Origin of the sequence: Pseudomonas sp. ICMP22404, from assembly GCF_006227205.1 — a bacterium.
GTDB lineage: Bacteria > Pseudomonadota > Gammaproteobacteria > Pseudomonadales > Pseudomonadaceae > Aquipseudomonas.
Genome location: NZ_VCNG01000022.1, coordinates 66,935 through 88,564, shown reverse-complemented (window position 1 = coordinate 88,564; position 21,630 = coordinate 66,935). Strand labels below are relative to the sequence as shown.

The window sequence follows — 21,630 nt, the reverse complement described above, 5'->3', positions numbered from 1 at the left end:
GAGCAGGCTCGCTCCCACATTGGAGCTGCGGTGCATGCATTGCTTATGTACGACACAGGCCCCTGTGGGAGCCGGGCTTGCCCGCGAAGGCGGCGGCACATCCAACATTGAACGACCTGATCCACCGCTCTTCCAATTTGCCCCCGTAATACCGGTACGGGGGGCTTCCCATTACATACGGGAAAACATATATTCGATTTTTCGCATATGGATTCGAACAACATGACGATCAAAGTGGGAATCAATGGTTTTGGCCGGATTGGTCGTCTCGCACTGCGGGCCGCCTGGCATTGGCCCGAGTTCGATTTTGTGCAGGTCAACGACCCGGCCGGTGACGCGGCCACCCATGCGCACCTGTTGAACTTCGACTCCGTGCACGGCCGCTGGAACCACCAGGCCGATGCAGACGGCGATGACATCGTCATCGAGGGCAAGCGGATCAAGGTGACGGCCCACAAGACCATTGCCGACACCGACTGGTCAGGCTGCGATCTGGTGATCGAGGCCAGTGGCAAGATGAAGACCGTCGCGGTGCTTCAGGCCTACCTCGATCAAGGCGTGAAGCGGGTGGTGGTCAGCGCGCCGGTGAAGGAAAAGGGCGCGCTGAACATCGTCATGGGGGTCAATCACCACCTGTTCAAACCCGCTGAACATCCCATCGTCACCGCCGCCTCCTGCACCACCAACTGCCTGGCCCCGGTGGTCAAGGTCATCCATGAAAAGCTCGGCATCCGCCACGGCTCGATCACCACCATCCATGACCTGACGAACACCCAGAGCCTGCTCGATCAACCCCACAAGGACCTGCGCCGTGCCCGTGCCTCGGGCCTTAGCCTGATCCCGACCAGCACTGGCTCGGCCACCGCCATCGCGGAAATCTTCCCCGAGTTGCGCGGGCGCCTGAACGGTCACGCCGTGCGGGTGCCACTGGCAAATGCTTCGCTGACCGATTGCGTCTTCGAGGTCGAGCGAGCCACTACGGTCGAAGAGGTGAATCAATGGCTCAAGGACGCCGCCGAGAACGAGTTGAAAGGCATCCTCGGTTTCGAAGAGCGGCCGCTGGTGTCCATCGACTACCGGACCGACCCGCGCTCATCCATCATCGATGCGCTGTCGACCCTGGTCATCAACGGTACCCAGGTCAAACTCTACGCCTGGTACGACAATGAGTGGGGCTATGCCAACCGCACCGTCGAGCTGGCGCGGATGGCTGGTCTGGCCGGGCATTCATGAAGTCACTGGCGACCCTCGCTCCGGAAGTGCGGCAATACCTGCTCGTCACGGGTAACTACTGGGCGTTCACCCTCACTGACGGTGCCTTGCGCATGTTGGTGGTGCTGCACTTTCACGCGTTGGGCTACAGCCCGCTGCAAATCGCTGCGTTGTTCCTGTTCTATGAACTCTTCGGCGTCATCACCAACCTGGTGGGCGGCTATCTCGGTGCCCGGCTGGGTTTGAACCGCACCATGAACATCGGCCTGGGCATGCAGGTCTTGGCATTGCTCATGTTGACGGTGCCGGCAGTGTGGCTGACCGTTCCCTGGGTCATGGCAGCCCAGGCTTTGTCCGGGATCGCCAAGGACCTGAACAAGATGAGTGCCAAAAGCACCCTCAAGCTTCTGGTCCCCAACGAGCAACAGGGCACGCTCTACCGGTGGGTGGCGATGCTCACCGGTTCGAAAAATGCCCTCAAGGGCGTTGGTTTTTTCCTCGGCGGGGCCTTGCTGGCGTCGATGGGGTTCAGGGGCGCGCTGCTGGCGATGGCCAGTGCATTGGCGCTGATCTGGATCGGTAGCCTGATTCTGCTGAAAAGGGACCTGGGCAAGGCAAAAGCCAAGCCCAAGTTCCGCGACCTGCTGTCCAAGAGCCGCGCGATCAATATCCTGTCGGCGGCGCGGCTGTTCTTGTTCGGTGCCCGCGACGTCTGGTTCGTGGTGGCCTTGCCGGTCTACCTGAGCAGCGTCTTTGCCTGGGACTTCTGGAAGGTCGGCGGTTTCCTCGCCGCCTGGGTGATCGGCTACGGCCTCGTGCAATCGTTGGCGCCCTACATCACTGGCAAAAAACGGGGGCATGTACCGGACGGCCGTGGCGCGTTCCTCTGGGCGCTGGCACTGGCTGGCCTGCCGATGACTATTGCGCTGGGCCTGGGCACCGGGCTGTCGCAACCGATGGTGCTGCTCGGCGGACTGGCAGTGTTTGGTGCATTGTTCGCGGTGAATTCCTCCCTGCACAGCTATCTGATCGTGTCCTATGCCAAGGAGGACGGCGTATCACTGGACGTGGGCTTTTATTACATGTCCAACGCCATGGGCCGATTGATCGGCACGCTGCTTTCCGGTTGGGTCTATCAAATCCACGGACTGGAAGCATGTCTGTGGATTTCCAGCGGCTTTGTCCTCCTCGCCGCCCTCATTTCCATGGCATTGCCTCGTCACGCGGGATATTGATCAAGGACGCAGTCGGCCTTCCAGCACAGAAAACACGGCCACGCCCGGCAGCATGGCCAAGGTGTGAAGTTCAGTCAGTCGCCGCTCATCAAGCTTCTCCGATCAGTATCCGGGCCACTCGAAGCACGCCATTCGTCAGCCATATACCAAGGCCATTCTTGACAACCTCGCTGCCTGGGCAAATACTCGGCGCATATTCATATATATGACTAGATAACAAGGTGAATAAAGTCGATGAAAGCCCTCTCCAGTGATGTCCGCCTGCCGCTTTATCAACGCCTGCGAGACCAGTTGGCTGAACAGATTGCCAATAATCGCTGGCGTCCGGGAGAAGCGATTCCCACCGAGGCAGCCCTTTCGGCGGAGTATCAGTTGTCTACCGGTACCGTGCGCAAGGCGATCGATGCGTTGGTCAGCGAGGGCGTTCTGGAGCGTCAGCAGGGGCGCGGTACCTTTATTCGCCGTCCTCAGTTCCAGTCTTCGTTGTTCCGCTTCTTCCGGTTTCAAAGCGCGTCGGGCGAACGTCGGGTCCCGGAGAGCCGCATCTTGTCCATCGAGCCGGTGGCTGCGCCGTCGGCGGTGGCGCAGGCGTTGGGATTGCCCGTCGACGCACCGGTGATCCGCATCGTTCGTGTACGGCTGCTGGAGGTCGAGCCGGTGCTCGCCGAAGAAATCTGGTTGCCGCGTAGTCGCTTTCAACCGCTGCTCGACATCGACCTTAGCCAGAAAGGGCCGCTGCTTTATCCCATCTACGAAGAAACCTGCGGTCAGGTTGTCGCCTATGCCGAAGAAACCCTCACCGCCGAATCGGTGAATGACGTTCATGCCCGGTTGCTGCAAGTACCGGTCAACAGCCCGGTCGTGGTGATCGAGCGTCTGGCGCGGGACTACGCCGGCAACCCGCTGGAGTGGCGACGCTCCCGCGGGCATGCCGAGCATTTCCGCTACAGCGTGGAAATTCGTTGACCGTGGCGGATTAACGGTCACCCGGCGGCGAGTCGTTCGCCGCGGCTTTTACTGTTGTGTTTGCCATCACTGGCCCTGTAGCGGCGCGGTTCGCTCTCGGCTGCCTTTCGTTCTGCTTATAAGGATAAAAATCATGTTCAGTTGGTATCGCCAAGTCACTGCGCGGGAGCGCAAAACGTTTTGGGCCTGTTTCGGCGGATGGTCGCTCGACGCGCTGGAAGTACAGATGTTTGGCCTGGCGATACCGGCGCTGATCGCGGCATTTGCCTTGTCCAAGGGCGATGCGGGGCTGATCAGTGGGGTGACCCTGGTGACCTCGGCTCTCGGCGGCTGGGTCGGCGGCACGTTGTCGGACCGCTACGGCCGGGTGCGCACGCTGCAATGGATGATTCTGTGGTTCTCATTCTTCACCTTTCTGTCCGCGTTCGTCACCGGCTTTCACCAGTTGCTGATCGTCAAGGCGCTGCAGGGATTCGGAATTGGTGGCGAGTGGGCCGCCGGTGCGGTGCTGATGGCCGAAACCATCAATCCCAAGTACCGCGGGAAGGTCATGGGCACGGTACAAAGCGCCTGGGCGGTGGGTTGGGGCCTGGCGGTCGGTGTCTTCACGTTGATCTACTCGTTCGTACCCCAGGACATGGCTTGGCGGGTAATGTTCATCGTCGGCCTGCTGCCGTCGTTCCTGATCATTTGGGTCCGGCGTAACGTCGAGGAGCCGGACAGTTTCCAGCGTCTGCAAAAAGAACAGGCCATCCCGCAGAGCTTCTTCAAATCCCTGGCTGGCATCTTTCGTCCTGAACTGATCCGCGTGACGCTGTTTGGTGGGTTGCTGGGGCTGGGCGCACACGGTGGTTATCACGCGGTGATGACCTGGCTGCCGACCTTCCTCAAGACCGAACGTAACCTGTCGGTACTCAATTCCGGCGGTTACCTGGCCGTCATCATCTTTGCCTTCTGGTGTGGCTGCGTGGTCAGCGGCTTGTTGATTGATCGCATCGGCCGTCGCAAGAACATCGTGCTGTTCGCGCTGTGCTGTGTCGTGACCGTGCAGTGCTATGTGTTCCTGCCGTTGAGCAACACCCAGATGCTGTTCCTGGGGTTCCCGCTCGGTTTCTTCGCCGCCGGCATTCCGGCGAGCCTCGGGGCGCTGTTCAACGAGTTGTACCCGGCGGATGTGCGTGGCGCTGGCGTGGGGTTCTGCTACAACTTCGGCCGGGTACTCTCGGCGGTCTTTCCCTTCCTGGTCGGCCACATGAGCGACTCCATGTCCCTGGGCTCAGCCATCGGCATCGACGCCGGGATAGCCTACGGCGTGGCGGTGCTCGCGGCGCTGTGTCTTCCGGAAACCCGCGGGCGCAACCTTCAAACCTCCACTGCATCGGCAAACGCCACGGTCGACGGTAACGAGAGCGCCCATGCCTGACACCTTTGCTACGCCAATCACCGGCATCGATTCCCATGCCCACGTGTTCAGTCGTGGGCTGGAGCTGACCGTCGAACGACGCTACACACCTGACTATGACGCGACGCTTGACCAATACCTGCAGCACTTGCAAGCCCATGGCCTGAGCCATGGCGTCCTGGTGCAACCCAGCTTTCTTGGCACCGATAACCGCTATCTGCTGGCCGCGCTCCAGCAGGCTCCGCAGCAGTTGCGCGGGGTTGTGGTGCTGGAGCCAGGTATCAGCCGTGCCGTGATGGATGACATGGCCCGACTGGGTGTGGTCGGTGTTCGCTTGAATCTGATGGGCAAGGACCTGCCTGATTTTCGTGACGCAGCCTGGCAGGATTTTTTCGGCCATCTGGCTGCGCTGGACTGGCATGTCGAGTTACACCGCAACCTGGCGGACTTACCGGGGCTGACCCGCCAACTGATGCCGTTTGGCATCAGGCTGGTGGTGGATCACTTCGGTCGGCCGGATTCGCGCCTGGGTATCGACCAACCGGGTTTTACCGAATTGCTGGAGCTGGGCTTGAGCGGACAAGTCTGGATGAAGGTATCCGGTATTTACCGATTGGCGGGGACGGATCAACAGAACCTCGAATTTTCCCGAGCCTCGTTGGCCTTGCTCGAGCGCAGCTTCGGCCCGCAACGGCTGGTATGGGGCAGTGACTGGCCGCATACGCAACATGAACACAGCGTTGGGTTCGAGACGGTGATGGCGCAGTTGCGGGCATTGGACTGTTCGGCATCGCTGATGCAAGCGCTGATGCTGCAAACGCCTCAAGAGCTGTTCGGTTTTTGACCTCCCGGGACGGGGGTATCCAGTCAATCTGAACTCGTACGACGAATAGGGATCTAGACTCCATTGTCGCTGTATGCAAGATCCCCCCACCTGACTTCAGAGTGCGTTATTCGAGCCGGCACCGCCGACACGGGCATACGCATGGGGCGATGGACAGCAAGGGCGCTTAGCCAGGTGGATTGAGGATCACTGATGTCAAACGTTGAAGAACTTCCCAGGGAAGCGCTGGTGCCGAGCGAGTACGAAAGCCTGGTCTCGATGGGGGTAAACGCGCTCGAGGCCATTCCCGGTGCGGTGTACCTGTGCGACCGCGAGGGTTGGCTCGTCAGGTACAACAGTGAGGCGGCTGAACTGTGGGGGCGCAAGCCGGAGCTCGGCGTGAACGGTGATCGCTTCTGCGGTTCCCATCGGTTGTTCTTGAGCGACGGTACGCCGCTGGCGTTTGAGGACTGCCCGACGGCCTCGGCGCTCAGTACCGGTGAGGTGACGCGCAACCAGGAAATCGTCATCCAGCGCCCGGACGGGTCGCGGTTTGTGGCACTCATGAACATCCGGGCCCTGAGAGACCGGCGTGGCGTCATCCAAGGGGCGATCAATTGCTTCCAGGACATCTCTGCACAGCACGCCCTGGCTGAGGAGCTTCGGCGCAAGAGCGCCGACCTTGAAGATTTCTTCGACAACAGCGCCGTGGGCCTGCATATCGTCAGTGGCGAGGGCATCATCCTGCGCGCCAACAAGGCCGAACTGGCTCTGCTGGGTTACTCGGAAGAGGAATACATCGGCCGCCCTATCACCGAGTTTCATGTCGATGAGCCGGTCATTGGCGACATTCTCAATAAACTGAGCAGCGGTGATTGCCTGGAGAGCTATCCGGCGCGCTTGCGGGCCAAGGATGGCTCCATCAAGCATGTTTCGATTACTTCCAATGGGCGGTTCGAGGAGGGGAAACTCTTCAACACCCGCTGTTTCACCATCGACATGACGTGTGTTCATGCCGCCGAGGCGGCGCGCCAGGAGAGCGATGACAGGCTTTCGGCCACCTACGAGGCGGCGACCATCGGGATTGCCGAGGCCGACGAGGACGGTCGGCTGTTGCGGGTAAACGATGCCCTCTGCCGTATGCTGGGCCGCACTCGCGAACAACTGCTGGCGATGACATTCCTGGACTATACCCACCCGGACAGTGTCGGGCAGGACGCCGCCCTGTACGCTCGCCAGGTTGCCGGTGAACTGGACAATTACGTGCTGCGCAAGCGCGCGTTCAAGCTCGATGGCGAGATTGTCTACCTCGACATACACAGTTCGTCGGTACGCGATGTGGGCGGCGAGTTCCGCTATGGCGTGCGGGTGTTGCAGGACGTCACCCTCGCGCAGCGCATGGAAAACCAGGTTCGCGAGAGCGAGCGGCAGCTGCGCAATGTGCTCGAAGCACTGCCCGCAGCGGTCTATACCACCGACGCCGAAGGCCGTATCACGTTCTACAATCGCGCGGCTGTGGAGTTGTCCGGGCGTACGCCCGAGTTGGGTGACATGTGGTGCGTGACCTGGAAACTGTTCAATACCGACGGAAGTCCGCTTCCCCACGACCAATGCCCCATGGCCGTGGCGTTGAAGGAGAACCGTGCGATTCGCGGGGCCGAGGCCATCGCCCAGCGGCCGGATGGCACCCGTGTGCCGTTCAATCCCTATCCCACGCCCCTGCATGATGCCGATGGCAACCTCGTGGGCGCGATTAATATGCTGGTGGACATTACCGAGCGAAAGCAGGCAGAGAACCGGCAGAAGACGTTGATCGACGAGCTCAATCACCGGGTCAAGAACACCCTGGCCACGGTGCAATCCCTGGCCGCCCAGACCGCGCGCAACGCGGAGGATGCAAAAGACGGCTACCGTCGCTTCGAAGCACGGCTGCTGGCGCTGTCGCGGGCCCATGACCTGTTGACGAAGCGGCACTGGGAAAATACGCCCTTGGACGCCCTGGCCAAGGAAGTGCTGATGCCGGTCTTCGGGCTCGAGCCCGATCGCATCACGATCGAGGGTGCGACTATCGACGTCGGCACACGGGTGGCGCTCAACTTCACGATGACCCTCAATGAACTGGCGATCAACGCGCTGAAATATGGCTCGATGTCCGTCGAGACAGGCTCGCTTTCGGTGACCTGGGACCTGCAACCCCAACCAAACGGCACCTTGTTGACCCTGGATTGGCGGGAGCAGGGCGGACCGCCCGTGGCCCGGCCGGAGCGGGAAGGGCTGGGCTCGCGGTTGATGAAGCGCTGCATCGAGCGCGATTTGGGCGGCCAGTTCGACCTGACCTTCGCCCCGGAGGGCGTTTACTGCCGCTTCTCCTTTCTGATCGGAGCCTAGGCATGCCTCCGTTCGCTGGAGTCAGGGTGCTCGTGGTCGAGGACGAAGGCGCGATTGCCATGTTGATTGAGGAAATGCTGGAGGACCTGGGCTGCGAAATCGTGGCCTCGGTCGCCCGGCTCGCGACGGCGCGGGACGAGGCCAGCGCGGCGCACATCGATCTGGCCATTCTGGACGTCAACCTGGCCGGCGAACGGGTTTTTCCGGTGGCCGAAATCCTGCGCGATCGCGGCATCCCGTTCTTGTTCAGCACCGGATACGGCGCCAGCGGAGTGCCAGGCGAATTCGCCGGGTACCCGGTTTTGCATAAGCCGTTTTCGGAAAGCGAATTGCTGCAGCGGATGACCCAGGCGTTGAGGCATCGGGCGTCGACGTGATACTCCTGCGCAATGACCCAGCGCCATTGCGAGCAGGCTCGCTCCCACGTTATTCGAGGTTTCCAGGAAAATCGGACTCATCACAAAACCTGCGGGAGCGAGCCTGCTCGCGATGACGGTGGCACATTTAATACCCATGCAAACTGACCCAGCGCCTCCCGGGCAGCTTCCCTCAACGCAGAATGCGTCGCCCGCTGAGCGCATTTGGACAACGCCGCTATTTTCTTCTGATTGATCTGCTGGGAGTCGACTCCGGTGCTAGCCTTGTTCAACGCATCCAAGGAGGTGAGCGCCGTGTCCAATTGCAAGAAGTGCCACTACCCGGTCAGCGACCTGTTCATGTACTGCCCTTATTGCAATACGTTACTGGACGACGCTTCAGCCTCTCTACCAAGCGCCTCTCCACCGAGCAGCGCAACGATCAAACATGTCGCACGCGTCACGCCGAAAATTGCCATCGGTAAGGTTCGAATCGAAGGGCTGGGCGAGATGGATCCGCCGGAAGGGGTGACCCCGCCGTTCAATTTCAATCCAACCCCCGGCGGAACCGGTGCACTCGGCCGGCTTGTTGATTCAAAGGGGCGTGGTTGGTATTTGATGAGAAATCGACCTCACTCCAGCCTTTACCATTGGCGCAAGATCTTCAGGGCCAAGCGCAAAGGGGGCGGCTTCCACATGACGATGCGGCTTGAGCGCGAGCAGCCTTCGATGCACCAGATCGCCGCCGACTGGAACCATCGCCAATGGGCGGTTGATGAGTCGGGCTACAGTAATATGTCGCTGGAACAAGCGCTGGTGGGCACCGGCCGCAATGCCGATAAGCGCAAGTCCCAAGGCAGCGTCATGGCGAAGTTTTTTATTGCCGTCGCTAACGGTACGGCGTTCGGCCTGCTGCCCCCCTTGAGCAGCGTCACTGTTGAAGACGCAAGGAGGGCAGTGAATTGATCGAAAGTGGGTCGCTGTCGGCATCGCGCTATGCCGTCCGCGACGATCAGGAATGGCTTCATCTGCGCGGCCATGGTCTCGGTGGCAGGGAAGAGCCCAGTAATCTGGTCGCGGGCAGTCACGGAGCCAACAGTGAAATGGCAGCCATCGAAATGGTGCTCCAGCAATTCGATGGCAAGCGGCCCCTGACCTACAGCGTCAAGGCAGACTGCATCCCCGGAACACTGATCAGCACCCTGATTACCATGGAAGTGCTGCTGAACGGCACGCGAATCTTCTCGCAGGTGATCAACGCAGCTCGCCTGCGACTTTCTTTATCTGAGTATGCTCATATCCAGGATGAACTGGTGAATCGTATCGTGACCGATGGCCGCAAAGGGCGTGAAACGGTGTTTGTACCGGCGTCGACGAGTTGAATAATAGTCTCCTGTGGGTAATGCGGGGCTAATCAATCCTGCTGTCGATGCGCTAATATCCGCGCTCACCTCCCGTATCCCGGACTTTCTCCTCCATGAAATTGCACCTGCTGACTGCCAGTCTGTTCCTCGCCTGTACCCTGACTCACGCCGCCGAGCCGAAGTCCCTTCCAAAGCCTTTGGAGGAACAGGTCGGGCATCTGGTGGCACTCCTCAAGGACAGCTACGCCACCGGCTACCCTGAAGCGACGCTGGTGCAGACGCTGGATACTGGGGAGGACAGCGAAGTAACGCTTGCGGTGTTCACCATTGAAGGTTTTGGCATGGGCAACAATTACAGCCAATACCTGGCGGTTTTCAACCCTGAAGAGAACGAAGAGGGCAAGCAACGCTACAACTTGCTCGACGTAATGCGCATTGGTGGTGACAGCTGGCGTTCGATCGACAAGCTGGATGCCAAACTGGTCAGTGATCCGACAGGTGAGCAGACGTTGATCGATATTCCGGTTATGGAGAATACCGACGACGATGCGCCGAATTTTCCTAGCCGGGCGGCCACCATTCACCTGTCGCTGGACGGGTCGCAGGCGCTCCGGTTGGTGGAGTTGAAGTAGGGGCAGTGTCAGGCCTGGCCCTGAAAATTCAGTTCCTGACGTCAGCGCCGCGTCGGTCAGGTTGCGCGCATTTCTTGAGCCGGCCTGCCAGGAATAAAGTTCGAATGAAAGCACCTCATGCCCAGGGTTAAGTTGGTTGTGCTATACAACTAACTGCATATTTCTGCTGAGGTGTGTGCCATGGGCCATTTCCCGCATGACCTGATCCACCACATCCGTTCGGCGTCGCGCCTCATGGTGCGAGAACTGGGATTCATGAATGCCACGCTGGCGGCTACGGCGTATCCGCCCTCATCCGTGCACGCCATCGTCGAGATCGGGAGCCGGAAGGTGCTGACGGCTGCCGAGCTGGTCGAGCTCCTTGGGCTGGAAAAGTCCAGTGTGAGCCGCATGGTTCGCAAGCTCATCGAGGCGGGTGAGCTCGAAGAGGTTCCCAATGGGGCTGACGCGCGTTCCAAGCACCTGCGACTCACTGCGCAGGGCGCCAAAACCCTGCGCTCCATCGATCGCTTCGCCACGCAGCAGGTAGAAGCGGCCATGTCTCACTTGAGCGAGGAACAACGCCGGACAGTCCGTGAAGGCATCGCTCACTATGCTGTCGCACTTCGCGCGCATCGACTCGGTGCTGAAGTGTCATCCCCGGTGCCATTGGACATTGCCCGCGGGTACCGCCCCGGCATCATCGGCCGCATTGTCCAGATGCATGCGGATTATTACGCCCGGCATTCGGATTTCGGCCAGCCCTTCGAAAGCCTGGTGGCCTCGGACATGGCCGAACTGATGGGGCGTTTGCACAACCCACGCAATGAGGTCTGGGTGGCCCTGGAGGGTGAGCGCATTGTCGGCTCGATTGCCATTGACGGTGAAGGCGAAGGGGGTGAAGCGATCCTGCGCTGTTTCATTCTCGACGACTGCGCCCGGGGCAAGGGGGCAGGCAGGCGCCTGTTGGCCGAAGCGATGAAGTTCTGCGACCAGTGGCAGTTTCCTGCTACCCGGCTCTGGACATTCCAGGGGCTCGATGCAGCCCGCAGGTTATATGAAGATTTCGGTTTCAGATTGGAACATGAGCAGGAAGGGCAGCAGTGGGGGCGGCGGGTCATGGAACAGTGTTTTGTGCGCCCCTTATTGTAAGGTTGCCGACTATCTGGAAATCCCGCAGGGCTGTGCGGGATTCAATTGCCCTGATTATCCGGCTTTATCTCCAGTTTCCGGTTTGGGTTGAGTGATGAGTCTCGTGTTGCGTTCGATGATGATCGAGTCATTGGGGATTTCCAGCCGGATAGCCGTATCTGCGGTACGCATTTCAATCAGTGTCGAGTTGCCAACCCCGCGGAACACCACGGTCGCATTTTCAAAGGTTTTATAGTCTTGCAAGGGTGAGTCCTGGGGAGCAGGCAGTAAGTTGGCATAAGGCGGCTTTACCAGAATCGTCGCTCGTTCGATGCGTATCTTTGCCAGGCTCATGGCGGTTTGCAGTAAGTCCGAGGTGACGCCGCCCATGAGAATGGGGGTAAGGATGAGGAGTCCGGCGATCATCGCCCTGAGTCTTTTCATGGGTTTCACATCGACCCGGGCGTCTGTCTCGGAAGACTCGGTATCGGCTATTTTCGGGGGCGGTCCGTAAGCGGCTTTGATCTTGTTGTTCTGCTGTAGGAAGGCCGAATAAACGACGTATTGAAAGATTGGCAACAGAACGAGAGGGATATGTTCCAGGGGATTCTTGCGCGCAAGAAAATAAATGGTCACCACACCACAGATGCCAAAAAACACCGTCAGGAACGTTATTTTTTGTAGTTTCAGTTCCGCTTTGGACTTTTCAGCACGGAATATCGTTGTCACCCAGATGAGAAATCTCAGCACCGGTACGAACATTGGTGCAAGCAACACGCCCGCAGCCGTGACGGACACCGAAAAGTAAAGACAGATGACCCCGAAACAAAACGCCGCGACCAAAAACAGCAGGCTGTCTCCGATGGAAACGCCTTGCGGGTAATGGCCATTGCCGAGCAGGTAGCTGACGATGCACGTCCCGCCAGTCAGTAAGCCAACTTTCGCCGCCAGGGAAAGCAGCTTCGTTGCCAGATCAATTTGCTTTTCCAGTTCACTCGTTGCTTCCCGCATCCTGCGTTTCTCATGAGCTATATGAATGAGTGGGTTTAGAGCTGTTTTCGCCAATGTGCAAGTCGCCGGCAATGGGTTATAAAACAAGTTCCCGTGGAACGCGGGCGACTTTCACCTCGAGTCGCTTTCAGAACGCGTTTTGTCGTCCATGTGCAATTGCCAGTTCCCGGGAGTGGCAAGCTGTAACGATGCCCCGGATCAGGCGCACCAAGATGCCTGACCGGAGAGCGAGGAGGGCGACCGGACAACCACGCTTCCGTGACGTGGCCGGACGCCGCAGCCAAGACTCCGGACGACTGCCTTCAGCAGTTTCGTTCGAGATGCCGAGGTAAGTTTATGCCCGATGAGACGCTTCACCTGCCTCTGATTCAACGTGTATTGGAGCGCGAAAAGGACACCCCCGGTGCCTTGCTGCCGATTCTTCATGCCATCCAGGAGGGCTGCGGGTACGTTCCCGACGCGGCCGTCCCGGAGATCGCCCATGCCCTCAACCTCAGTCTGGCTGAAGTGCGCGGCGTTATCAGTTTCTATCACGATTTCCGTACCGCGCCGCCCGCACGCCATACCTTGCGTCTTTGCCGGGCGGAGTCGTGCCAAAGCATGGGGGCCGAACAGTTGGCTGCCCAATTGCGCGAACAACTGTCTCTGGACGATCACGGCACCAGCGCCGATGGCAGCATCAGTTTGCGGCCGGTCTATTGCCTGGGGGCCTGTGTCTGCTCGCCGGCCCTGGAGCTGGATGGCCAGTTGCACGCACGGCTGACGCCTGAGCGCCTGCGCGAGCTGGTCAATGGCTGCCAGGAGGAAGGCACATGCTGAAGCTCTACATTCCCCGCGATTCGGTAGCCCGCGCCGTCGGCGCGGACACGGTGGCCGTCGCGCTGATGCGCGAGGCCGAGCGGCGGCAGTTGCCGCTGGAGGTGCAGCGCACCAGTTCCCGTGGCCTCTATTGGCTGGAACCGCTGCTGGAGCTGGAAACCACCAGCGGCCGGCTGGGCTTCGGCCCCGTCACACCGGCGGACGTGCCTGGGCTGCTCGACGCCCTGGCAGGCGACCCCGGCATCCATCCATTGGCCCTGGGGCCGGTGGAGGACATCCCTTATCTCAAGAGCCAACAGCGCCTGCTGTTCGCTCGCGCCGGTATCACCCGGCCGCTGTCGCTGGATGACTATCGCGCCCATGGCGGCTTCCAGGGCCTGGCTCGCGCAATCCAGCAGGATGGCGCGCAAGTGGTGGCCAGCGTGCTCGACTCGGGCCTGCGCGGCCGGGGCGGCGCGGCGTTCCCGGCGGGCATCAAGTGGCGCACCGTGCGCGATGCGCCGGGTACGCAGAAATATGTGGTGTGCAACGCCGACGAAGGCGACTCCGGCACATTCGCCGACCGCATGCTGATGGAAGGCGATCCGTTCCTGCTGATCGAAGGCATGATCATTGCGGGTATCGCGGTAGGCGCCACCATGGGCTACATCTATGTGCGTTCGGAATATCCGGACGCTGTCGCGACGTTGAACGATGCCCTGGGCATCGCCCGCGAGGCCGGCTACCTGGGCGCCAACGTGGCGGGCAGTGGCCGTGCTTTCGAACTGGAAGTCCGGGTGGGCGCCGGTGCCTACATCTGCGGCGAAGAAACCGCCCTGCTGGAGTCCCTCGAAGGCAAGCGGGGCACGGTTCGCGCCAAGCCGCCGTTGCCTGCGCTGCAAGGCCTGTTCGGGCTGCCAACCCTGGTTCACAACGTGCTGACCCTGACTTCGGTCCCGGTGATCCTGGAGAAGGGCGCCCAGTTCTACCGCGACTTCGGCATGGGCCGTTCCCTGGGAACGATGCCGTTCCAACTGGCCGGCAACATCCGCCATGGCGGCCTGGTGGAGCGCGCCTTCGGCCTGACGCTGCGCGAGCTGGTGGAAGAATATGGCGGTGGTACCGCCAGCGGCCGGCCATTGAAGGCCGCCCAGGTGGGTGGCCCGCTGGGTGCCTGGGTGCCACCTTCGCAGTTCGATACACCGCTGGATTACGAGGCGTTTGCCGCTATGGGCGCGATGCTTGGCCACGGCGGCGTGGTGGTGGCCGATGACAGCCTGGACATGGCGCATATGGCCCGTTTCGCCCTGCAGTTCTGCGCCGAAGAATCCTGCGGCAAATGCACGCCGTGCCGGATCGGCTCCACCCGTGGGGTGGAAGTGGTGGACCGGCTGCTCGCCAGCACCGATGCCGGTGCCCGCCAGGAACAGGTCCTGTTGCTCCAGGACCTCTGCGACACCCTGCAATACGGTTCGCTCTGTGCCTTGGGTGGGATGACCTCCTATCCTGTCGCCAGCGCCCTCAAGCATTTCCCTGCCGACTTCGGTCTGGCGACCACGGAGGCCGACCAATGATCAATATCTTCGATCCCGCCAGCGATATCGACCTGGGCACCCCCGAACGCGAAAGCGAGGTGCAAGTCAGCCTGAGCATCGACGGCCGCGAAATCATCGTTCCCTCCGGTACTTCGGTGATGCGCGCCGCGGCATTGCTCGGCACCACCATCCCCAAACTCTGCGCCACCGACAGCCTGGAACCGTTCGGCTCCTGCCGCATGTGCCTGGTGGAGATCGACGGCATGCGCGGCTATCCGGCCTCGTGCACCACACCGGTCACCGAAGGCATGGTGGTGCGCACCCAGACCTCCCGACTCGCCGGCTTGCGGCGTAACGTGATGGAGCTGTACATCTCCGACCACCCACTGGACTGCCTGACGTGCTCGGCCAACGGCAACTGCGAATTGCAGACAGTGGCGGGGCAGGTCGGCCTGCGTGAAGTGCGCTATGGCTATGAAGGTGACAACCACCTGGCCGAAACGAAAGACGTTTCCAACCCTTATTTTGACTACGACCCGAGCAAATGCATCGTCTGCAACCGCTGCGTGCGGGCCTGCGAGGAAACCCAAGGCACTTTCGCACTGACCATCACCGGACGCGGCTTCGATTCGCGTGTGGCGGCCGCTGGCGGTGACAACTTCCTCGACTCCGAATGCGTGTCCTGCGGCGCCTGTGTGCAGGCCTGCCCGACGGCCACGCTGATGGAAAAAAGCGTGGTGGAAATCGGCCAGCCGGAGCGCAGCGTCATCACCACGTGTGCCTACTGTGGTGTCGGGTGCTCCTTCCGCGCCGAAATGAAAGGCGACCAACTGGTGCGCATGGTTCCGGACAAAAACGGCCAGGCCAACCACGGCCATTCCTGCGTCAAGGGTCGTTTCGCCTGGGGCTACGCCACTCACCCGGATCGCATCACCAAGCCGATGATCCGCAAGCACATCAACGATCCGTGGCAGGAAGTCAGCTGGGACGAAGCCGTCAACTACGCGGCCAGTGAATTCCGTCGCATTCAGTTGAAATACGGCCGCGACTCCATCGGCGGCATCACCTCCAGCCGCTGCACCAACGAAGAAACCTACCTGGTGCAGAAGCTGGTGCGTACCGCCTTCGGCAACAACAACGTCGACACCTGCGCCCGGGTCTGCCATTCGCCGACCGGTTATGGCCTCAAGCAGACACTTGGCGAGTCCGCCGGTACCCAGACCTTCGATTCGGTGATGCTGGCCGACGTGATCCTGGTGATGGGCGCCAACCCGACCGATGCCCACCCGGTGTTCGGTTCCCAGCTCAAGCGTCGCCTGCGCCAGGGTGCGCGGCTGATCGTCATCGATCCACGGCGCATCGACCTGGTGGATTCGCCCCATGCCCGCGCCGACCTGCACCTTCAACTTCGCCCGGGCACCAACGTGGCGATGCTCAATGCGCTGGCCCATGTGATTGTCACCGAAGGGCTGGTCAACCAGCCTTTCGTTGACGAGCGCTGCGAGGCCGCGGACTTTGCCCGCTGGCGTGACTTCGTCAGCCTGCCGGAGAACGCGCCCGAGGTCCTGGGCCCGGTGTGCGGCGTGCCTGCCGAGCAGATCCGCGCCGCCGCACGGCTCTACGCCACTGGCGGCAACGCGGCCATCTACTACGGCCTCGGCGTTACCGAGCATAGCCAGGGCAGTACGTCGGTGATGGGCATCGCCAACCTTGCCATGGTCACCGGTAACATCGGTCGCGAAGGCGTCGGCGTGAACCCGTTGCGCGGGCAGAACAACGTGCAGGGCTCCTGCGACATGGGCTCGTTCCCCCACGAGCTGCCCGGTTATCGCCACGTCTCCAACGATGTGGTACGCGCCCAGTTCGAGCAGGCCTGGAACGTGACTCTGCAACCCGATCCGGGGCTGCGCATTCCGAACATGTTCGAGGCGGCGCTGGATGGCTCCTTCAAGGCACTTTATTGCCAAGGCGAGGACATCGCCCAGAGCGACCCGAACACCCAGCACGTGACCGCGGCCCTGAGCGCCCTGGAATGCGTGGTGGTGCAGGACATCTTCCTTAACGAGACGGCGAAGTTCGCCCACGTATTCCTGCCGGGCAGCTCGTTCCTTGAGAAGGACGGTACCTTCACCAACGCCGAGCGCCGTATCTCGCGGGTACGCAAGGTGATGGAGCCCCTGGCAGGCAAGGCTGACTGGGAGGCCACCATGGCCCTGTCCGAAGCCCTGGGCTACAAGATGAACTACAAGCATCCTTCCGAGATCATGGATGAAATCGCCCGCCTGACGCCGACGTTCACCCGGGTCAGCTACGCCGAACTGGATCGCCATGGCAGCCTGCAATGGCCGTGCAACGATGACGCGCCGGACGGTACGCCGATCATGCACATCGACGAGTTCGTCCGTGGCAAAGGGCGCTTCATGCTCACTGGCTACGTGCCGACCGACGAGAAGGTCAACAGTCGCTATCCGTTGCTGCTGACCACCGGACGTATCCTCAGCCAGTACAACGTAGGTGCCCAGACTCGTCGCACCGAAAACGTCGCCTGGCACGAGGAAGACCGGTTGGAAATCCATCCGAGCGACGCCGAGAGCCGCGGTATCGTCGAGGGCGACTGGGTCGGCATCGGCAGCCGCGCCGGGCAAACCGTGCTGCGGGCCAAGGTCTCCGAGCGAGTGGCGCCAGGGGTGGTCTACACCACCTTCCACTTCCCGGAATCGGGTGCCAACGTGATCACCACCGACAACTCCGACTGGGCCACCAACTGCCCGGAATACAAGGTGACGGCGGTGGAAATCGTGCGGGTCAGCCAACCTTCGGAATGGCAGAAACGCTACCAGGCCTTCAGCGATGAACAGGGGCGTCTGCTGCGCGAACGTCGTCATGCCGAGAAAGCCGAGGTGCGTCGATGAGTACCGAAAGCCTGATCAAGATGGCCAACCAGATCGGCCAGTACTTCTCCAGCGAGCCGGACAGGACACTGGCGGTGAATGGCGTGCGTCAGCATATCCAGAATTTCTGGACGCCGGTTATGCGCAATCAGCTGATGAAGTGGCAGGTGGAAAACCCCGGCGATGGGCTGCACCCGCTGGTGCAGGCGGCGTTGACGGAATCCTAGCGCAAAGGTTCGGTGCGCAGCCCTGGTCGGCTGCGCACCGTTCCCCGGGCACAGAGGGCTGCTGTGTTCAGAATTTGTAACCCAGCCCAACCATGTACACGAAAGGGTCCACCTCGACATTCACTTTGGACCTGACCCCAAGCGTTGTATTGCTTACATAGGCATCGGTCTCGATGTCGATATAGCGCATCTGTGCGTTGAGCATCAGGCGATCGGTGAGCATGTAGTCTGCGCCCGCCTGGGCTGCCCATCCCCAAGAATTGCTGGCGTGAAACGAGTCGAAGCCTGCTGCGCTGGCGCGGCTGCCGACGCTTTCATCGTAGACCCAGGTGTAATTGATACCAATGCCCAGGTAGGGCTGGAAGGCTGCCTTGTTGTTGAGCGGGTAGTAGATCAGGCTCACGGTTGGCGGCAGATGCTTGAGGGATCCCAACTTGCCATCGGCAATGCCACCGGAGGTGCCGGAGATATTCACGTCGTGTTCGAATGGCGTCGCCGCCAGCAGCTCGACGCCTAGGTGGTCGGTGATCATGTAGGCGAAATTCAGGCCCAACTGGGTGTCGCTGTTCAGGCTCGCCTTGCCGCCCAGGTCGGTACCGGCGAGGCTACCGCGATCGACGCGCACGCTGGAGCTGCTTTCCCGAGGGTCGACGGTCACGGCTCCCGCGCGGATCAGAACATCGCCCGCTTCGAAAGCCTGGGCGGTGGTGGCCGACATCACCCCGATCAACAGGGCGGTGTTCAGAAGATTCGATTTACGCATGCATCACTCCACAATTCGAACGAAGGCCATCCAGCTCGAACCGCGGACGGTTCCAGGTGGTGCCGGAGATTCGAGTATCGAAAACCCCTGGCGGATGAACATCGGCCGATTGGCATAGTGCGGTGGGGTGATGTGTTTCAGTCCTTGTCAGCCTGCGAGAAGATCTCAGAGGACAAAGTCCTTCATTCCCCGCCAATCCCCTGTGGGAGCGAGCAGGCTCGCTCCCACAGGTTTGCGTCCCTCGTCACGGTGGTGATTGCCTACAAGATTGTTCGAACAATCAGTTCCGTCACTAACACCCGGATCTCCGTGGGAGCGAGCCTGCTCGCGATGGCGCCGGGTCAGCTTGCATCGAGGTTGAATGTGTCGCCGTCATCGCGAGCAGGCTCGCTCCCACAGATGCATCATCGCTAGCGCAACGCCCGAAAGAACGCCCTGATATCCGCCGCCAGCAACGCCGGCTGCTCCAGCGCCGCAAAGTGGCCGCCGCGGGGCATCGTGGTCCAGCGCTCCACTGTACAGCACCGCTCCACCCAGCTTCTTGGCGGCATGGGCAGTTCCTTGGGAAACAACGCGACCCCAACCGCTGGCTTCACCCGCTCGCCGCTGTTGAACTGCAAGGGACGCTTGCTGCCTTCCACGTACTGACGAAACGACGAGCCAATGCAGTTCGTCAGCCAGTAGAGCGTCACATTGGTCAGCAACCAGTCACGGTCGATGGCCGGGTCGGCATCGCACCAGGCCAACAGCTTTTCCCCCATCCAGGCCAACAGTCCGGCCGGTGAATCGTTCAAGCCCACGGCCAGGCTCTGGGGTTTGGTTCGCTGCAGGTGGGCGTATGCGCCTTCGGCATCGCCAAATGCGGCGGCGCGCTGGAGGAAAAGCGTTTCTTGCGCTGTTTGCGGCGGCTCGGTTTCGCCCAGGGGAGGGCGGTAGGAGCCCGGAATGTAATTGAGGTGAATCCCTGTCACCTGCTCGGGAAACCGCACACCCAGCCAGGTCGAGACACCCGCGCCAATGTCCCCGCCTTGGGCGCCAAAACGCTCATAACCCAGCCCGCCCATCAGCTTCTGCCACAGCCCGGCAATTTCATAGGGTCCCATGCCCGCTTGCATGAACGGCGCGGAAAAGGTGTAGCCGGGCAGCGACGGCACCACCACATGGAACGCATCCGCCGAGTCGCCACCATGACTGGCCGGGTCCGTCAGCAGCGGGATGATGCGCTGCATCTCGATGAACGAACCGGGCCAGCCGTGGGTCAGGACGAGCGGCATCGGGTCCGGCCCGACGCCACGTTGATGAACAAAGTGAACCCGCTGCCCGCCGATGTCGGCGACAAACTGCGGCAAGCGATTGAGCTCAGCCTCCCGCGCGCGCCAGTCGAACCCGGTCGACCAATACGCGAGCAAATCGCGCAACACGCCCATGTCCATGCCCTCGCTCCAGCCTTGATCGAGCAAGGGCTCGGGCAGCCGCGTATTGCGCAGGCGATGGCGCAAGTCTTCCAGGGCGGGCTCGGGGATGTCGATGGAGAAGGGTTCGATGAGCATGGTCTTGGCCTTGGCCTGGCTACTTTGTATGGGCAATGTGGGAGCGAGCCTGCTCGCGATAGCAATCTACCTGTGGCGATGAGCTGACTGGTTCATCGCTATCGCGAGCAGGCTCGCACACAGGGGCACTCTGTTTCGACGAATCCGCGCAATACAAAACTTCCCTGACTTCACATGCGCGCTTTTCCGCAACCTTGAGCGTATTGATCCGAACGAGAAGGATGGAACTGCCGGCGGTTTCTATAAACAGGTCATAGGCTTCCAGGTAGAGGTACACGTTAGCTGATTTCCATGCGTTATCCGAGTGGTGAGCGTTGCCAGTTGGTCAAGATTGAGCGGCTCGGCGCACACGGCGTCAGCGAATCGGGTGCGTTATTCTGGATTCAATGCATTCTCAAGCGGTTGAGCAGACGTCGACGATAAGTGCTGGCTACTTAGGCGATAAACCTGGCGGTTACTGGCTTCGCGGGTAAAGCAACTGACTTCCATGTGCTCGAACTCCCGGTTGTAAGGCGTGCCGTCATTGCCATCGAGGCGCAAGCGTCTGTAGTGGTAGATGGCTGACAGATTGCCGAGCATTGAAGGTAGCGACGCGGCGCCTTCAGTCTTGTGTATATGGAGCGTGGACATCCCTGTATCTGGATGGTGATGATGGGCGCCACGAAAGACCCTGAGCCATCTTGGCACGCGCTATTTTTGGCTGCGAAGCCTAAGGAATTTTGTTGTGCTTGGCTGGCAAGATCAGAAGTCGGCAGCACTACGGTCCAGATCATCGGTACTTCACAATAGACATTTGGAAATTGCCATAAAGGAGAAGGTTTGAATGGATGGAAAAGAGCCCGTATTGCAGTTACCCGAGGTGATACGCGATTTATGGAAGGCACAACAAGCACTGGTTAATCACTATTCGAGTACGAGACTGAAGTTCACTCTCGACGGGCGTCTGGTGGGCGACATCGCAGAAGCTTTGGCACTGGAGTACTTCGACCTCGTGCTGCCACCTAAACGTACAGGTGGTGTGGATGCGTTGACTCGAAATGGAAGGACCGTACAAGTGAAGGCAACGGGTAGGATCAATTCGGGACCCGCTTTTACACCGGGAGTGGGCTTTGCCGACCACCTGCTCTTTTTCAGAATCGACTTCACGTCGAACACTGCATCAGTGGCCTATAACGGGCCAGAGGCTCCTGTCCGGAGTTTGTTGCCTAAAGAAGACTGGAAAGGGACGAAGGTAATCGCCCTTAGGGACGTCCAGAAACTGGCTGCACAGGTAATCCGTGAGGACTTTCTTCCATTCAGATCCTCCATGGACGAGAGGGTACTGTAAAGGTGAGATTTTCGACGGGCAAGGCCTGCTGCTTATGACC

The 21,630-nt window shown here is 60.6% G+C and carries 19 protein-coding genes; 16 read left to right on the top strand and 3 right to left on the bottom strand.

The window, feature by feature from the left end; all coding sequences use genetic code 11:
• The first annotated feature begins 222 nt into the window (after positions 1-222).
• From FGE05_RS27770 to FGE05_RS27720, 11 genes are all read left to right on the top strand, one after another.
• Positions 223-1,233, top strand: coding sequence for an ArsJ-associated glyceraldehyde-3-phosphate dehydrogenase (locus FGE05_RS27770; RefSeq protein WP_139650012.1), 1,011 nt, complete (start codon positions 223-225; stop codon positions 1,231-1,233).
• Complete coding sequence (gene arsJ, locus FGE05_RS27765) at positions 1,230-2,447, top strand: organoarsenical effux MFS transporter ArsJ (protein WP_139650009.1); 1,218 nt, start codon at positions 1,230-1,232, stop codon at positions 2,445-2,447. The genes FGE05_RS27770 and arsJ overlap by 4 nt, the downstream gene beginning before the upstream one ends.
• A 234-nt stretch (positions 2,448-2,681) precedes the next feature.
• On the top strand, positions 2,682-3,413 hold the full coding sequence (locus tag FGE05_RS27760; RefSeq protein WP_139650007.1) for a GntR family transcriptional regulator: 732 nt from the start codon (positions 2,682-2,684) through the stop codon (positions 3,411-3,413).
• A 133-nt stretch (positions 3,414-3,546) separates the two neighbouring features.
• Complete coding sequence (locus FGE05_RS27755; RefSeq protein ID WP_139650005.1) at positions 3,547-4,836, top strand: MFS transporter; 1,290 nt, start codon at positions 3,547-3,549, stop codon at positions 4,834-4,836.
• Positions 4,829-5,659 (top strand): amidohydrolase, encoded by an 831-nt coding sequence (locus tag FGE05_RS27750; protein ID WP_139650004.1) that lies wholly within the window; start codon positions 4,829-4,831, stop codon positions 5,657-5,659. The genes FGE05_RS27755 and FGE05_RS27750 overlap by 8 nt, the downstream gene beginning before the upstream one ends.
• A 192-nt stretch (positions 5,660-5,851) precedes the next feature.
• Complete coding sequence (locus FGE05_RS27745) at positions 5,852-8,026, top strand: PAS domain S-box protein (protein ID WP_139650002.1); 2,175 nt, start codon at positions 5,852-5,854, stop codon at positions 8,024-8,026.
• 2 nt (positions 8,027-8,028) lie between these two features.
• Complete coding sequence (locus FGE05_RS27740) at positions 8,029-8,403, top strand: response regulator (RefSeq protein ID WP_139650000.1); 375 nt, start codon at positions 8,029-8,031, stop codon at positions 8,401-8,403.
• Between the two features lie 264 nt (positions 8,404-8,667).
• A complete protein-coding gene (locus FGE05_RS27735) occupies positions 8,668-9,348 on the top strand; it encodes a hypothetical protein (RefSeq protein ID WP_139649998.1) in 681 nt (226 codons plus the stop codon).
• Positions 9,345-9,764: a hypothetical protein gene (locus FGE05_RS27730; RefSeq protein ID WP_139649996.1), complete on the top strand. Its 420-nt coding sequence runs from the start codon at positions 9,345-9,347 to the stop codon at positions 9,762-9,764. Before FGE05_RS27735 ends, FGE05_RS27730 begins: the two co-directional genes overlap by 4 nt.
• A gap of 95 nt (positions 9,765-9,859) precedes the next feature.
• Positions 9,860-10,378, top strand: coding sequence for a hypothetical protein (locus FGE05_RS27725; RefSeq protein WP_139649994.1), 519 nt, complete (start codon positions 9,860-9,862; stop codon positions 10,376-10,378).
• A gap of 180 nt (positions 10,379-10,558) precedes the next feature.
• Complete coding sequence (locus FGE05_RS27720; protein ID WP_139649992.1) at positions 10,559-11,509, top strand: helix-turn-helix domain-containing GNAT family N-acetyltransferase; 951 nt, start codon at positions 10,559-10,561, stop codon at positions 11,507-11,509.
• A 54-nt stretch (positions 11,510-11,563) separates the two neighbouring features.
• Here FGE05_RS27720 and FGE05_RS27715 read toward each other — a convergent pair whose 3' ends face one another.
• Positions 11,564-12,499, bottom strand: a complete 936-nt coding sequence (locus FGE05_RS27715; protein WP_139649990.1) for a hypothetical protein — start codon at positions 12,497-12,499, stop codon at positions 11,564-11,566.
• Between the two features lie 336 nt (positions 12,500-12,835).
• Here FGE05_RS27715 and FGE05_RS27710 point away from each other — a divergent pair, with 336 nt between their 5' ends.
• Genes FGE05_RS27710 through FGE05_RS27695 form a run of 4 tightly spaced genes read left to right on the top strand, consistent with a single transcriptional unit; the run spans position 12,836 to position 17,950 of the window.
• Positions 12,836-13,318, top strand: a complete 483-nt coding sequence (locus tag FGE05_RS27710) for a formate dehydrogenase subunit gamma (RefSeq protein ID WP_139649988.1) — start codon at positions 12,836-12,838, stop codon at positions 13,316-13,318.
• Positions 13,312-14,871: an NADH-quinone oxidoreductase subunit NuoF gene (locus FGE05_RS27705; protein WP_139649986.1), complete on the top strand. Its 1,560-nt coding sequence runs from the start codon at positions 13,312-13,314 to the stop codon at positions 14,869-14,871. The genes FGE05_RS27710 and FGE05_RS27705 overlap by 7 nt, the downstream gene beginning before the upstream one ends.
• A complete protein-coding gene (gene fdhF, locus FGE05_RS27700; protein WP_139649984.1) occupies positions 14,868-17,744 on the top strand; it encodes a formate dehydrogenase subunit alpha in 2,877 nt (958 codons plus the stop codon). Before FGE05_RS27705 ends, fdhF begins: the two co-directional genes overlap by 4 nt.
• Positions 17,741-17,950 (top strand): formate dehydrogenase subunit delta, encoded by a 210-nt coding sequence (locus tag FGE05_RS27695; protein ID WP_139649983.1) that lies wholly within the window; start codon positions 17,741-17,743, stop codon positions 17,948-17,950. The genes fdhF and FGE05_RS27695 overlap by 4 nt, the downstream gene beginning before the upstream one ends.
• Positions 17,951-18,017: 67 nt before the next feature.
• On the opposite strand, the gene FGE05_RS27690 is transcribed toward FGE05_RS27695, so the two are convergent.
• Together FGE05_RS27690 and FGE05_RS27685 are read right to left on the bottom strand one after the other, a co-directional pair.
• On the bottom strand, positions 18,018-18,713 hold the full coding sequence (locus tag FGE05_RS27690; RefSeq protein ID WP_139649981.1) for an OmpW family protein: 696 nt from the start codon (positions 18,711-18,713) through the stop codon (positions 18,018-18,020).
• A 410-nt stretch (positions 18,714-19,123) separates the two neighbouring features.
• Positions 19,124-20,263 carry an epoxide hydrolase family protein gene (locus FGE05_RS27685; RefSeq protein WP_139649980.1) on the bottom strand — a complete coding sequence of 380 codons (1,140 nt, stop codon included), beginning with the start codon at positions 20,261-20,263 and terminating at the stop codon, positions 19,124-19,126.
• Positions 20,264-21,086: 823 nt separating this feature from the next.
• Between FGE05_RS27685 and FGE05_RS27680 the strand changes: the two genes are divergently transcribed.
• Complete coding sequence (locus FGE05_RS27680) at positions 21,087-21,590, top strand: hypothetical protein (RefSeq protein ID WP_139649978.1); 504 nt, start codon at positions 21,087-21,089, stop codon at positions 21,588-21,590.
• Positions 21,591-21,630 lie beyond the last annotated feature (40 nt).